Below are 14,439 nucleotides of genomic sequence, written 5' to 3'. Positions count from 1 at the left end.
CGGCCCGTCCTAGATTGCGCCCATCAAACGCAGGTGATCCATGAAAATCGGAATATTGCAGACCGGTCACGCGCCAGATGCGCTGCGGCCCGAGACGGGCGACTATGCGGATCTGTTCAAGCGGCTGCTGGGCGATCACGACTTCCAGTTCGAGGTCCATGACGTCGTCGACATGCAGTTCCCCGAGGATGTCCACGCCGCCGACGGCTGGCTGCTGACCGGATCGAAGCACGGGGCCTATGAGGATCACCCGTTCATCGCCCCGCTGGAAACCTTCATACGCGACGCCTATGCTGCTGCTGTGCCGATGGTCGGCATCTGTTTCGGCCACCAGATCATCGCGCAGGCGCTGGGTGGGCGCGTCGAGAAGTTTGCGGGGGGCTGGGCTGTCGGACGCCAGACCTATGACTGGCAAGGGCAGACTATCGCCCTGAACGCCTGGCACCAGGATCAGGTGACGGCACGCCCGGACGGAGCCAGGGTCGTTGCGACCAATGACTTTTGCGAGAATGCGGCGCTGGTCTACGGCGATCGCATCCTGACCGTGCAGGCCCACCCGGAGTTCGACAACGACTTTACCCGGCAACTGGGCGACGCGCGCGGCGAAGGGGTCGTACCAGACGCCATCCTCGCCGCCGCGCGTGCAACCCAGTACGAACCCATCGACAACAGAAGCATTGCTGACCAGATGGCGCGGTTCTTCAAGACCCGGAGCCTGACATGAGTTGGATGGACGAAATCCCCGAGGCCGCGCGCATCTATCTCGAGAACAATCGCCTGGACGAGGTCGAATGCGTGATCGCCGACCTGCCCGGCATCGCGCGCGGCAAGGCGGTGCCTGCGGCCAAATGGGACAAGCAGCCGCATTTCCATCTGCCCAACAGCATCTTTTTCCAAACCATCACCGGCGAATGGGGCGAGGCGGCGGGACCGGAAGGCTTTCTCGAGCCCGACATGATCCTGCGCCCTGACCTGTCCACCGCGACAGCAGCCCCCTGGACCAAGGACGGCACCTTGCAGGTGATCCACGACGCCTACGATCAGAAGGGCCGCCCGGTCGGGTGCAGCCCGCGCAACGTCTTGAAAAGGGTCTGCGACCTTTACAAGGCCGAAGGCTGGACACCCGTGGTCGCGCCAGAGATGGAATTCTATCTTGTGGGCCGCAACATCGACCCGGCCAAGCCGATCGAGCCGATGATGGGTCGCACCGGCCGTCCCGCCGCCGCACGGCAAGCCTATTCCATGTCCGCCGTGGACGACTACGGCCCGGTGATCGACGACATCTACGAATACGCCGAAATCCAGGGAATTGAGATCGACGGCATCACTCAGGAAGGCGGCGCGGGCCAGTTGGAGATCAACCTGCGCCACGGCGATCCGGTGAAGCTGGCGGACGAGGTGTTCTTCTTCAAGCGGTTGCTGCGCGAGGCGGCATTGAAGCACAATTGCACCGCAACCTTCATGGCCAAACCGATCGAGGGCGAACCGGGGTCCGCGATGCATGTGCATCACTCTGTGCTAGACGCCAAGGGGCGCAACATTTTTACCGGCCCGCAGGGCGGCGAAACCGACGACTTCTTTCACTTCATCGGCGGTTTGCAGGAACACATGCCTAGCGTGATCGCCGTCATCGCGCCCTATGTGAACAGCTTTCGTCGCTACGTCCGTGACCATGCGGCACCCATCAACCTGGAATGGGGCCGCGACAACCGCACGACGGGCATCCGCATCCCGATCAGTCCGCCAGAGGCGCGGCGGGTGGAAAACCGGCTGGCGGGGATGGATTGCAATCCCTACCTGTGCATCGCGGCCAGCCTCGCCTGCGGCTATCTTGGCATGAAGAACGAGATCTGGCCGGACAAGCGGTTCCGGGGTGACGCCTACACTTCGGAAGACGAGATTCCGCAGGGCCTTTACGCCGCTCTTTCCCTGTTCGACGGTGCCAAGGACATCCACGCGGTGCTGGGCGAAGAATTCGCCCGCGTCTATTCCATCGTGAAGCACGCCGAATATAACGAGTTCCTCCAGGTCATCAGCCCCTGGGAACGCGAACACCTGCTGCTCAATGTCTGAGCGGGCCAGACGCAACGCGTTGGCGGCCTTGGGCTTTGCCTTCTGCCTGTTGGCGGTCACGCTGGCGGTGGGACGGACGTGGCAGGACATGCAACCACCGGCAACGGTGTCGGAATGAACCCGCTGTACCGCAATGACGCGCCCGGTCAGTTTCCCGACAGCTGGTATGCCGCCACGACGACCCTGCCGCCGCAGCGACCCGCCCTGCGTGGCACATATCGCGCGGACGTCTGCATTGTCGGCGCCGGCTATACCGGCCTGACCGCTGCGCTGCGGCTGGCGCAGGCCGGTCGCCGGGTCATCGTGATCGAGGCGCACCGTGCCGGGTTCGGCGCATCCGGGCGCAATGGCGGGCAGGTCGGATCGGGCTACAACTGGCACCAGATGGACCTGGCCAAGAAACTGGGGCCCGCCCATGCCCGCGCGCTTTGGGACTGCTCTGAACAGGCAAAGGCCGACCTGCACGATCTGGTTAATCGTCACGCGCCCGAGGCGCGCTGGACACCCGGCGTCGCGTTCGGCACCTACAAATCCGCGGAGCGGCACGCCCTTCACGCCGAGGCAGAGTATCTGGAGCGTCACTACGGATATGACCGCATCACGCCGCTGGATCGCGACGGCCTGCGCGACATCGTGCACACTGGTGCATATGTGGGGGGGTGGCTCGATATGGGGGCGGCGCATATTCATCCGCTCCGCTATGCAGTGGGATTAGCCTGCGCTGCCGAAGCGGCGGGGGTCACGATCCACGAAGGCTCTGAAGTGCATCACATCCAGCGCGGCACTCCGGCCAGCGTGCAGACCGCGCGCGGGATGGTCACGGCCCATCACGTGATCCTGGCAGGAAATGGCTATCTGCCCGACCTGAGCAGGAAGGTCGCGGCGCGGGTCATGCCGATCAATTCGTTCATCGGTGCCACGCAGCCATTGGGCGATCTGGCCGACAAGGTGCTGTCGCGCGATATCGCGGTGGCGGATTCGAAGTTCGTCGTCAACTACTACCGGCTGTCAGAGGACCGTCGCTTGCTGTTCGGTGGTCGCGAAAGCTACGGGCTTGGATACCCTGCGGATATTTCAGGTGCGCTTCACGCGCGAATGGTGTCCCTGTTCCCGCAACTGCGCGAGGTGGCCTTCGATCATGTCTGGGGCGGGACACTTGGCATCACGATGACACGGCTGCCGGCCCTGCAGCGCCTTGGCCCGAACATGCTGTCCGGTGCCGGCTTTTCCGGTCACGGTGTCGCGCTGTCCGGCTTTGTTGGGCGCGTGATGGCCGAGGCGATCGTTGGACAGACCGACCGTTTTGACATCATGGCCGGGCTGCCGGTGCCGAACTTTCCGGGCGGTGCCCGCTTTCGCCCGCCCTTGCTGACGCTGGCGATGACATGGTTTGCCCTGCGCGACCGGCTGGGGGTCTGACGGAAGGCGAGGCTACTTCCCCATCTTGGACAGCTTGTCCTGCATCTCGGCCAGTTGGGCCTTGATCGTTTCCAGGTCGTCGGCTGGCTTTCCCTTCTGCGGCTCGCGCGAGACGCCGGGAATCAATCCGCCGGTCATGGCCTTGAAAAAGGCCTCTTGCTGCGTGCGCATCGCCTCGAACCCCGGCATCTTTAGCAGGGGGTTCGTCTTGGTCATGTTCTCCATCGCCTTGCTTTGCCCGTCGCGCAGCATCTCGAAGCTGGCGGTCAGGAACTGCGGCACGACGGAGGCCGCCTGCGAGGTGTAGCTGCGCACGAGGTCGGTCAGCAGATCGACGCCCAGCACGCTTTCACCACGGCTTTCGTGTTCTGCAATGATCTGGAGGAGATATTGCCGCGTCAGATCATCGCCGGATTTGAGGTCGACGATCTGCACCTCGCGCCCGGCACGGATGAATGTCGCGATGTCGTCCAGCGTGACGTAGTCGCTGGTCTCGGTGTTATAAAGCCGCCGGCTGGCGTAACGCTTGATGAGCAACGGTTTGTCGGTGGCGGCCATGGTCTGCCCTCTCAAGCATGATGCAGTGCAGCGATGCTATGCCGCGACTGCACGACAAACAACTGAAAACCCGCGCAGCAAAAAGGCGCACCCCGAAAGGCGCGCCTGAATGTCGATCAGCGGGTCCGCTTACTTGGCAGCGGTGGTCGCTTTTTTCGCGGCGTTGGTCATTTCGTCCTGCGCCTTCTTCGCGGCGGCGGTCATGTCCTCGGACATGTCCTTGCCAGCGGCCATCATCAGTTCCAGCGTCTGGGTCTGGACCTTCTTGGCGATCTCGGCGAAGGCGGCCATGTGCTCGGCGGCGGACTCTGCGGTGGCCGACGCGAAGTCGGTCATCGACTTGGCATAGTCAGCAGGCTCGGCCTTGGCTTTGGTCATGTCCTGCATCTTGGTCAGGGTGTCCTGTGCCCACTTGGCGGACAGTTGCGCGGATTCCTGAGCGGCGGACAGCGACACGGTCGACATCTTCTCGGCCAGCGTGGTCTGCGACTTGTAGGCGTCTTCCATCGCCTTCGTGTCGACCGGGAAAGAGCCCATCATGTCCTTGAAGATGGTCGTGAAGTCCTGTGTCTTAGCCATGGTATATTCCTTTGCAGTGTTTGACGGCAGAGGGTTCAACCGTCGTTTCGTTCTGAGCAGGATATACATGCTGCACCGCAGCATTTCAAGGTTTTTCTGCGGCGCAGCATAAAAATTTCCGCACGTGGGCAATGCGTTGAACTGGCACCTAAAACAGGCACAAGCTGGGCTAGCCGCCGGTGACGTAGGTGCCCGGGGCCGGCACGAGGGCGGGAAATTTTCGCGTTCCGGGTGTACGGGCGGGAATCATGTCGCCCGATCTGGCGGCCAGCCATTCCTCCCACACCGGCCACCAGCTGCCCTCTCGCTTTTCGGCTGCGTCTTTCCATGCATCAGGTTCGAGGCCGAGGTCCGCATTGACCCAGTGCCCGTATTTCTTCTTGGCCGGCGGGTTCACGATGCCGGCGATATGGCCCGATCCGGACAGGATGAAGGTTTTGTCGGCCGATCCCATCTTCTGCACACCGCGAAAACTGCTTTTCCAGGCTGCGATATGGTCGGTTTCGCAGGCGATGGCACAGATCGGCACGTTGACCTCCTCGATCCGCACCGTCGCCCCCGCCACGACGAACCCCGTCGTCGCGAACAGGTCGGACTGGCACAACCCGCGCAGATACTCCCTTGCCATCTTGCCCGGCAGGTTGGTGGCATCACCGTTCCAGAAAAGCAGGTCGAACGCCGGTGGGGCCTTGCCCATCATGTAGCTCTTGATCGCGGGTCCGTAGATCAGGTCGTTGGACCGCAGGAAGCTGAAGGTCCGGGACATGTAATACTTGTCGAGGATGCCGGTCTCTGCCACCTCACGCTCGATCCCATTGACAAAATCCTCCTCCAGAAAGACGCCGACTTCGCCGCGATCGGAGAAATCGGTCAGTGCGGTGAACAGCGTCGCAGCATTGACCGAGGTATCACCGCGTTGTGCCAGCAATGCGAGGGTCAAAGACAGCGTGGTGCCCGCGATGCAGTATCCGATCGTGTTGACCTGAGGCACCTCGCAGATCTCCTTCACGACCGAGATCGCGCGCAGGAAGCCGTCCTCGACATAATCCGTCATCGTCGTATCGGCGTAGGAGGCGTCCGGGTTCACCCAGGACACGACGAACAGCGTGTAGCCCTGATCGACGACCCACTTGATCAGCGAATTCTCGGGCTTCAGGTCGAGGATGTAGTACTTGTTGATCCAGGGCGGAAAGATCAGCAGCGGCGTCGCGTGGACATCGTCAGTCGTCGGCGCATACTGGATCAATTCGAACAGGTGATTGCGAAAGACCACCTCTCCCGGCGTGGTGGCCAGGTTTTCGCCCACGGTAAAGGCGTCCTTGTCGGCCAGCGTCACCACGAGGTCTCCGTTGTTCGCTTCCAGATCGCGGACGAGGTTCTCGAGGCCCCTGACAAGCGACTCGCCGTCCGTTTCGACTGCAAGGCTTAGCGCCTCGGGGTTGGTGGCCAGAAAATTGGTCGGGCTGAACAGGTCCACGATCTGCTGGCCGAAGTAGCGCAGACGCTTTTTCTCGCCCGCATCCAGCGTGTCCACGTCCTCGATCGCCTGCGTGATCGCCTCGGCGTTGATCATGTATTGCTGCTTGACGAAGTTGAAGAACGGGTTGGTCTTCCACAGTTCATGACTGAAACGGCGGTCGTCTGGAGTCTTGTCCACGGGGGCAGCGATCTTGCCCTGCGCCAGCAGCGCCTGTGCCTCGACGAAATGAGTGACGGATTTCGACCAGAACGACAGCTGATGTTCGATCAGCTTGGCGGGGTTGTTGATCATCTCGGTCCAATAGGCACCGGCAGCCTTGGCATAAAGGTCCTGACTCGGGCCTTGCAAGGCGGTCGGCACTTGACGGCCCCTGGATAGTGCGGCGACCAGACGTTGTGTCAGCGCGTCCACACGGGCCAGATTCTTTTCCAACGTGTCAAGATTTTTACGAGCCGTTTCAGCTTCGACCTTATCATCGGTTGTCATACGCGTCCCCCCGCCCTACCTTCGCAGCTGCAGCATTTTTGCGCGACCACCTCAGGAGCTTTCCACCATGAAGTATATGATGACCTACGACATGATGGAAAGCATGCGTAACACGAACCAATGGCTCGGGTCGACCGCGCGCGCCTTCGCCAGTTACCCGGCGATGGCGATGACGGCCAATCCCTTCATGGACTGGCTGGGTGCCTGGGGCGAGGTGACGGAGCGCGCGTTCAGCCGCATGGTCGTGAAACCGGACTGGAACATCCCCGTCCAGACCATCGCCGACGGCACCGATCACATCGTGCATGTCGAAACCGTTCTGGAGAAGCCCTTCGGCAATCTGATCCACTTCAACGTCGGCGGTCGCGCGCCATTGAAGCGGCGCGTGCTGCTGGTGGCACCGATGTCCGGCCACTATGCCACGCTGGTCAAGAAGACAGTCATTTCGCTGCTGCCCGACTGCGAGGTCTATGTCACCGATTGGCATAACGCCCGCGACATTCCCGTCAGCGCGGGCAAGTTCGATATCGAGGATTCGACGCTTTACCTCGTGGACTTCATGAAGAAGCTGGGCAGCGACCTGCATGTCATCGCCGTGTGCCAGCCGGCACCGTTGACGCTGGCTGCCGTCGCCTATCTCGCGGCAGAGGACCCCAACGCGCAGCCCCGGTCCATGACCCTGATCGGCGGGCCAATCGACCCCGATGCCAATCCGACCGCCGTCACGGATTTCGGCCGATCGGTGACGATGGGCCAGTTGGAACAATCGATGATCCAGCGCGTCGGATTCAAGTACAAGGGTGTGGGTCGTCAGGTCTATCCGGGTCTGCTGCAACTGTCGTCCTTCATCTCGATGAACGGAGAGCTGCACGCCAAGGCGTTCCGCGACCAGATCATCGCGACCGCGAAGGGCGAGGCATCTGAACACGACAAGCACAACCAGTTCTACGATGAATACCTGGCCGTCATGGACATGCCGGCCGAATTCTACCTGTCCACGGTGGAACGGGTGTTCAAGAACCGCGACATCGCACGCAACGCCTTTGTCGTCGACGGCAAGAAGGTCGATATCGGCGCGATCACGACGGTCGCCGTCAAGGTAGTCGAGGGTGAAAAGGACGACATCTCGGCACCCGGTCAATGCCTCGCCGCACTCGCGCTGATGACCGGTCTGCCCGATTCCAAGAAGGCGTCGCATCTGGAACCGGGGGCCGGTCACTACGGCATCTTTGCCGGTGCCAAATGGCGCCGCAACATCCGCCCCCTTGTGCTTGCCTTCATCGATGCGAACTCCGGCGACGAGGCATCGGTCAAGAAACCTGCTCCGGCACCGCAAAAGGTCGACACCGGTCCTGTCGACAAGGTCGGCAAGAACGAAACGCAGACGGCCCCGAAGAACGTCACCGAGATGAGGCCGAAGACCGGCACGAAGTGATCCGTCCCACAGCAAAGCCCCGTCCGGTTTACACCGGGCAGGGCTTTTCGCTGTCTAGCGCAGCACGAGAGGCTGGCGCAGCCAGTCGCGCACCACATCGACCGTCGACTCCGGTTGTTCAAGCGTCGGCAGGTGGCCGGCCCCGGCGATGACCTCCAGCCGGGAATATGGGATCATCTCGGCCATGAACTGGTGGCGGCGGACGGGATGCACGGGGTCTTCCTCGCCACAGATGACGACGGCGGGCTGCCGGATCTGGCGCAGAGTCGCGGATTGATCCCGGCGTCGTTGCATCGCGCGGGCCTGCGCGACATAGGCCTCCGGTCCCATCGCCCACGCCATGTCGGTGATGGTTTCCAGCGTGTGACGCCGGTGCGGGCCATGCGCGAAGCAGGCCGCCGGCATTTCCTGCGCCACCACATCCTTGAACCGTCCCGCGCGGGCCGCGACGATCAGCGGTTCGCGCGCGGCGGCAGTCTGCGGCGTCTCGGCCTGCGACGTGCAGTCCATCAACGCGATGCGCAGCACGCGGGTCGGCGCGCGTCGGATGATTTCCAGCGCGACCGCACCACCCATCGACAGGCCCAGCAACGCAAACTTTGCCGGTGCCCAGTCAAGGATGCGGCTTGCGATCTCCTCCATCCTGTCGGCCCCGCGGGTGGGCATGATGCAGATGGCGTGATCGGGCGACAAGGCGGCGGTCAGCGGCGCAAAGACCCGCGCGTCGCACAGCATCGGTGGGATCAGCACCAGCGGTTCGCGCGTCATCGGTCGGCCCTGCCCTTGGGGATTTTGACCTTCATGGCATTGGCGCGGGGCCGGTGCAACCGCAGGATCCGCGCCTTAACGGTGGCTGGCCACATGCCGCGCGCGGGGGCGATAGACCCACCACAGGCCCGCAGCGCCCAGAATGAAGATGGCCGCCGGCACCAGCGTCAGGGCGATGCGCAGGGCCGCCAGCGCCTGCGGCGACTGTTCCACCACGCCCTGTGCCGAGGGCTGCCAGCCCGCCGCCTGAAGGATCAAGCCCAACGCGAGCGGAGCCAGCGCATTTGCGATCTTTTGCCCGAACAGCCAGACTGCGCTGAAGGCTCCCTCGATCGCCGCACCGTCCCGCGCGCGGGTCACGTCCATCAGGTCGGGATACATCGCCCAGGGAATCTGCTGATAGGCACCATTCGCGACGCCTGCCAACAGAAACAGCCCCGCCATCAGGGACACGCCCGTCGCGGGCAGGCTGACCCAGACGCAGACCAGCACCACGACATAAAGCCCGAGGCCCAGCATCAGGGCCGAGACCTTGCCGCACCGCGCACCGGCCCAGACCCACGGAAACTGCGACAGCACAGAGCCCAGGATGAACATCGCGAACAACGTCGAGAAAATCCCCAGCGCCCCGGTCAGCCCCGACAGCGGTCCGCCGGTGTTGGTCATCAGATACAGCGCCGCCAGTTGCAGCCCTGCCGCGATCAGCGCCACGCCAAGCGTGAGGACACCGTAAAGCAGCACCATCAACGCGAAAGGGCGGTTGCCCAGCACCATCGCCAGCACAGTGCCAAAGCCTTCGGTCGCGGGAGCCGCGATCTGTGGTGCGCGGCGGGTGGCCAGCAACATGCCCCAGATCGTCAGCACGACGACGGGGGCCACGACCAGCACCGCCCGCGCATAGCCCGCCCGGCTGTCGCCTGCCAGCGCCGGAACCAGCGCCCCCGCCAGCAACAGGCCAAGCGAGGCGAAGGTCATGCGAAATGCCATCATCGTGGATCGCTCTGCCGCGTCCTGCGTCATCTCGCCCGCCATCGCGCCATAGGGGATCGCGACGAAGGTGAACCCGACAGAGGCTAACCCGAAGAACAGCGCGACCCACAGCGCGTTGGCCTGCCAGCCCAGTCCCACCGGCACTGCGAACATGGCGACGACGGACAGGGAGAGAATCACCGCGCCACTGGCGATCCACGGCACGCGGCGCCCCCAGGGGCTGTTGGTCCGGTCCGACAGGTAGCCCACGATGGGGTCCGTCACGACGTCGAAGGCCAGCACGGCAAATGTCACCAGCCCCGCGACGCCCGGCGGCACGCCCAGGAAAGTGGTCAGGAAGGTGAAGACCAGCAATTGCTTGACCACGACAAAGACGTTGACGCCCATGTCGGCCAGCCCCCAGCCCGCCATCTGTGCCTTGGTCAATGCCATCGCGCGCTTCCTGCGACCCCTCGCGCGACGCTAGTGGGCGGCGGGGGAATTCCAAAGCGGAACGTGGCGATCAGGCACGCGAAAGGACCTCTGTCACCTCAGCGGAGATCAGGTCGAGGCAGGTCGCGTCTGAGAAGCGATGATCCGCCCCCTTCACCAGCGTCAGCCGCATGTCCAGTCCGGTTGCGTGATCCAGCAGGCGCAGGGCCGTGCCGACATCGACATCGGCGTCGGCGGTGCCTTGCAGGAACCTGACCGGGAACGGCAGGTGAAGCGGCGCGCGCAGCACGAGGTTTTCGCGACCCTCTTCGATCAGGCGGCGCGTGATGATGTAGGGTGCGCCGTAATCCGATGGCAGCGCGACCTGCCCGTCGCGCATTATGGCGTCGCGCTGGTCAACATCGAAATCTGCCCACATGCTGTCCTCGGTGAAATCCGGCGCTGCGGCGATGGTGACGAGGCCCGCGATCCTGTCCGGCATGGCGCGGGCGCAGAGCAAGGAAATCCATCCCCCCATGCTGGACCCGACCAGCACCAGCGGCCCCTCGATCAGGTCCAGCGCCGCACGGGCATCCGCAAACCAGTCGCCGATGGACCCGTCGGTGAATGCCCCCTCGCTTTCGCCATGCCCGGAATAGTCGAACCGCAGGAACGCGCGGCCTCGCGCCTGCGCCCACCCCTCCAGATGCACCGCCTTGGTGCCGCCCATGTCGGATTTGAACCCGCCCAGGAACACGACCGTCGGACCCTGCCCCGCCGTCCGGTGGTAGGCGATCCGCCGCCCTTGCGGTGTCGTCAGCATGTCAGGCATCGCCCTGCACCTCTTGCATCCCCACGGCCCCTGCCGCCAGCGCCCAGCACATCACGGCGGCGATGCCAATGACAAGGGGGCAACCTGCGGCACGCCGCGCCCGGCATCGGCGAGTCCCCCTTGACCCCTCGCGGGCCGCACGGCAAGTAAGCGTCACACATATCCCGCAACCGGGCGTTCCGTGGGCGCCAAACCGATGAGGAGCCAGACATGGCCCAGATTTCCCTGACCTTCCCCGATGGCAATGCGCGCAGCTATGACGCAGGCGTGACGCCGGGCGACGTGGCCGCCGACATCTCCTCCAGCCTGCGGAAAAAGGCGATCTCGGCCACCGTGAACGGCCAGCACTGGGATCTGCAGTGGCCCATCGACGCGGACGCCTCCATCGCGATCAACACGATGAAGGACGCAGGCCCGGCACTGGTACTGGTGCGTCACGACCTTGCCCACATCATGGCCCGCGCCGTGCAGGAGATCTGGCCCGACACGCAGGTTACGATCGGGCCGGTCATCAAGGACGGCTGGTATTACGACTTTGACCGCAAGGAACCCTTCACGCCAGAGGATCTGGCCGTCATCGAGAAGAAGATGAAGGAGATCATCAACGCCCGCGACGAGGTCCGCACCGAAATCTGGGACCGCGACCGCGCGATCCGGCACTACACCGACCGGGGCGAGCCCTACAAGGTCGAGCTGATCGAGAGCATCCCCGGCGATGAGCCGCTGCGCATGTACTGGCACGGCGGTTGGCAGGACCTGTGCCGCGGGCCGCATCTGCAGAACACGGGACAGGTGCCCGCCGACGGCTTCAAGCTGATGTCCATCGCCGGGGCCTACTGGCGCGGCGACAGCAGCCGCCAGATGCTGCAACGCATCTACGGCACGGCCTTCACCAACAAGGACGACCTCAAGGCGCATCTGCACATGCTGGAGGAGGCCGCCAAGCGCGACCACCGCAAGCTGGGCCGCGAGATGGACCTTTATCACATGCAGGAAGAAGCACCGGGTCAGGTGTTCTGGCATCCGAACGGCTGGACGATCTACACGACGCTGCAGGACTACATGCGCCGCAAGCAGCGCACGGACGGCTATGTCGAGGTGAACACACCGCAGGTCGTGAACCGGGTGCTGTGGGAAAAATCAGGCCACTGGGAAAACTATCAGGACCACATGTTCATCGTCGAGGTGGACGAGGATCATGCCCGCGAAAAGACCGTGAACGCACTGAAGCCGATGAACTGCCCCTGCCACGTCCAGATCTTCAACCAGGGCCTGAAGTCCTACCGCGACCTGCCGCTGCGCATGGCGGAATTCGGGTCGTGCAACCGCTACGAACCCTCCGGCGCGCTGCACGGCATCATGCGGGTGCGCGGATTCACGCAGGACGACGCGCATATCTTCTGCACCGAGGATCAGATCGTCGCCGAGACCGAGAAGTTCATCAAGCTGCTGGCATCGGTCTATGACGACCTCGGCTTTCACAACTGGACGATCAAGCTGTCCACGCGGCCTGAAAAGCGGATCGGGACGGACAAAAGCTGGGACCGGGTGGAAAAGGCGCTGGGCGATGCCTGCAACGCCGCCGGTTACGGGTTCGACCTGCTGCCGGGCGAAGGCGCCTTCTACGGACCAAAGCTGGAGTTCACGCTGACCGACGCCATCGGGCGGGAATGGCAGTGTGGCACCCTGCAGGTGGACCCGAACCTGCCCGAACGACTGGACGCAAATTATGTGGCGCAGGACGGCGACAAGCATCGCCCCGTCATGCTGCACCGCGCCGTGCTGGGCAGCTTCGAACGCTTCATTGGTATCCTGATCGAGGAACACGCCGGCAAGCTGCCGTTCTGGCTGGCCCCGCGTCAGGTCGTCGTGGCGACCATCGTGTCGGACGCGGACGATTACGCCGCCGAAGTCGTCAGCGCCCTGCGCGCGCGCGGCATCCGGGCCGAGGCGGACACCCGCAACGAAAAGATCAACTACAAGGTCCGCGAACACTCTGTCGGCAAGGTCCCCGTGATCCTGGCGCTGGGTGGGCGAGAGGTGGAGGAGCGCACCGCCTCTGTCCGCCGTCTGGGCGAACAGCAGACCCGCGTGATGACGCTGGACGAGATCGTGACGCAATTGGCCGATGAGGCGACAGCACCGGACCTGCGCCCCACTCCCAAGCCTCTGACCCTGGGCGACGTGATGTAGCGACCACCCAGACCGGCGGCCCGCGTCAGGTGGGCCGCCTACAGATGCTCCGCCTGCGCGTCTTCCTTCCAGCCGATGGTCCAGACCTCGCCGTTCTGGATCACCGGACGCTTCATCAGCTTCGGATACATCGTCAGCAGCGACCGGATCGGCATGGTCTTTTCCGCCTCGTCCAGGTCGCGCCACGTAGTCGACGACTTGTTCAGCGCGGCCGTGTCGAACTTCTCGACGATGGTGTCGAGGTCGCCGTCCGCGATCCCGTCGGCGCGCACGTCGATGATGTCGGGGTCATGGCCCGCGTCCCGCAGCGCCTTGATCGCTTTTTTGCAGGTGTCGCAGGATTTCAGGGCAAAGATGCGCATGGCGGGTGTCCTTCGGTAAACTGGTTTTGCTTTTCACGCTTTTCGCGCGGGTCGGCGTTTGCCTTTTTCAATGTGGCGTTAAAATCCGGATGACAAGGGCCGGGTCGGACGACCTGCGATTGCCAGTATGCTCACGAAGGACACGCCATGCCGACCGGAAAAGTGAAATGGTTCAACACCACCAAGGGCTTCGGCTTCATCGCCCCTGACGAAGGCGGCCCCGACGTCTTCGTCCACATCACCGCCGTGGAACGCGCCGGCCTGACGGGTTTGGCCGACGACCAACCGATCGGCTATGAGCCGATCGAGGGGAGAGACGGCCGGAAGATGGCGGGGGAGTTGGAGCGGATTTGATTATTGAATTATGAGAATAAATATGGTTCCCTCAAAGAGCAGATCGCAAGACAAATAAAGGGCTTTCAGAAATTTCATTTTTGAGCACACTGACGTTGGGAATTGTTGCCGCCGTTATCGGTGCTGCTCTTCAGCAACGCTCTTGGAAACATAGAGCCCTAGCGGAACTCTATGAGAAAGAGCTGATTTAAGCTCGAGGAATAGTTGACGAAATATCGAAGCAGTTAGACAGACGCCTCGCTGCCCAGCGCCGCTACATGAACGCTATTCTAGCTGACAATTCCACAGCAGAAGGAGTGGAGCGATATAAGGAGGCGATTGACACATGGATGGGAAACTTTTCTTCAAATAAATCCAAAATATTTCATGTCTTTGGACACCAAGATGTCTTAAAGTTTGAGAACAAAATCCAGCACCTGCTTCAACGTCACGCTGCAATTTTACGATTTCATAGGAGCCCTGGAATTGACCGATTAAATACTTCAGATAAGAGCTTGCT

14 protein-coding genes are annotated in these 14,439 nt (G+C 62.9%); 6 read left to right on the top strand and 8 right to left on the bottom strand.

Annotation, left to right across the window (positions count from 1 at the left end; all coding sequences use genetic code 11):
- The first annotated feature begins 40 nt into the window (after positions 1-40).
- The 3 genes from ACOI1H_RS08790 to ACOI1H_RS08780 all read left to right on the top strand — a co-directional run bounded on the left by ACOI1H_RS08790 (position 41) and on the right by ACOI1H_RS08780 (position 3,492).
- Positions 41-724, top strand: coding sequence for a type 1 glutamine amidotransferase (locus ACOI1H_RS08790; RefSeq protein ID WP_422436723.1), 684 nt, complete (start codon positions 41-43; stop codon positions 722-724).
- Positions 721-2,073, top strand: coding sequence for a glutamine synthetase family protein (locus tag ACOI1H_RS08785; protein ID WP_422436722.1), 1,353 nt, complete (start codon positions 721-723; stop codon positions 2,071-2,073). The genes ACOI1H_RS08790 and ACOI1H_RS08785 overlap by 4 nt, the downstream gene beginning before the upstream one ends.
- A 114-nt stretch (positions 2,074-2,187) precedes the next feature.
- Positions 2,188-3,492 (top strand): NAD(P)/FAD-dependent oxidoreductase, encoded by a 1,305-nt coding sequence (locus ACOI1H_RS08780; protein WP_422436800.1) that lies wholly within the window; start codon positions 2,188-2,190, stop codon positions 3,490-3,492.
- A 12-nt stretch (positions 3,493-3,504) separates the two neighbouring features.
- Here ACOI1H_RS08780 and phaR read toward each other — a convergent pair whose 3' ends face one another.
- The 3 genes from phaR to phaC form a co-directional block, all read right to left on the bottom strand.
- Positions 3,505-4,050, bottom strand: a complete 546-nt coding sequence (phaR, locus tag ACOI1H_RS08775; RefSeq protein ID WP_422436720.1) for a polyhydroxyalkanoate synthesis repressor PhaR — start codon at positions 4,048-4,050, stop codon at positions 3,505-3,507.
- Between the two features lie 129 nt (positions 4,051-4,179).
- Entirely contained in the window at positions 4,180-4,629 is a 450-nt protein-coding gene (locus tag ACOI1H_RS08770; protein WP_422436718.1) for a Phasin, read from the bottom strand.
- A 169-nt stretch (positions 4,630-4,798) separates the two neighbouring features.
- Positions 4,799-6,595 carry a class I poly(R)-hydroxyalkanoic acid synthase gene (gene phaC / locus ACOI1H_RS08765; protein ID WP_422436717.1) on the bottom strand — a complete coding sequence of 599 codons (1,797 nt, stop codon included), beginning with the start codon at positions 6,593-6,595 and terminating at the stop codon, positions 4,799-4,801.
- 67 nt (positions 6,596-6,662) lie between these two features.
- Between phaC and phaZ the strand changes: the two genes are divergently transcribed.
- Positions 6,663-8,030 (top strand): polyhydroxyalkanoate depolymerase, encoded by a 1,368-nt coding sequence (phaZ, locus tag ACOI1H_RS08760; protein ID WP_422436715.1) that lies wholly within the window; start codon positions 6,663-6,665, stop codon positions 8,028-8,030.
- Between the two features lie 54 nt (positions 8,031-8,084).
- On the opposite strand, the gene ACOI1H_RS08755 is transcribed toward phaZ, so the two are convergent.
- From ACOI1H_RS08755 to ACOI1H_RS08745, 3 genes are all read right to left on the bottom strand, one after another.
- A complete protein-coding gene (locus tag ACOI1H_RS08755; RefSeq protein ID WP_422436714.1) occupies positions 8,085-8,798 on the bottom strand; it encodes an alpha/beta fold hydrolase in 714 nt (237 codons plus the stop codon).
- A gap of 75 nt (positions 8,799-8,873) precedes the next feature.
- Entirely contained in the window at positions 8,874-10,220 is a 1,347-nt protein-coding gene (locus tag ACOI1H_RS08750; protein WP_422436712.1) for an MFS transporter, read from the bottom strand.
- Between the two features lie 70 nt (positions 10,221-10,290).
- Positions 10,291-11,031, bottom strand: a complete 741-nt coding sequence (locus tag ACOI1H_RS08745; protein WP_422436711.1) for an alpha/beta hydrolase — start codon at positions 11,029-11,031, stop codon at positions 10,291-10,293.
- A gap of 210 nt (positions 11,032-11,241) precedes the next feature.
- Between ACOI1H_RS08745 and thrS the strand changes: the two genes are divergently transcribed.
- Positions 11,242-13,224, top strand: coding sequence for a threonine--tRNA ligase (gene thrS / locus ACOI1H_RS08740; protein WP_422436710.1), 1,983 nt, complete (start codon positions 11,242-11,244; stop codon positions 13,222-13,224).
- Positions 13,225-13,262: 38 nt separating this feature from the next.
- Here thrS and ACOI1H_RS08735 read toward each other — a convergent pair whose 3' ends face one another.
- Positions 13,263-13,586, bottom strand: coding sequence for an arsenate reductase family protein (locus ACOI1H_RS08735; RefSeq protein WP_422436708.1), 324 nt, complete (start codon positions 13,584-13,586; stop codon positions 13,263-13,265).
- Between the two features lie 147 nt (positions 13,587-13,733).
- On the opposite strand from ACOI1H_RS08735, the gene ACOI1H_RS08730 reads away from it, so the two are divergent.
- Complete coding sequence (locus ACOI1H_RS08730; RefSeq protein ID WP_422436707.1) at positions 13,734-13,940, top strand: cold-shock protein; 207 nt, start codon at positions 13,734-13,736, stop codon at positions 13,938-13,940.
- A gap of 264 nt (positions 13,941-14,204) precedes the next feature.
- On the opposite strand, the gene ACOI1H_RS08725 is transcribed toward ACOI1H_RS08730, so the two are convergent.
- The coding region (locus tag ACOI1H_RS08725) for a hypothetical protein (protein WP_422436705.1) at positions 14,205-14,439 on the bottom strand (235 nt) is incomplete at its 5' end.

Origin of the sequence: Loktanella sp. DJP18, from assembly GCF_049310965.1 — a bacterium.
Taxonomy (GTDB): domain Bacteria; phylum Pseudomonadota; class Alphaproteobacteria; order Rhodobacterales; family Rhodobacteraceae; genus Loktanella.
This window is presented reverse-complemented; position numbering and strand designations above follow the sequence as displayed.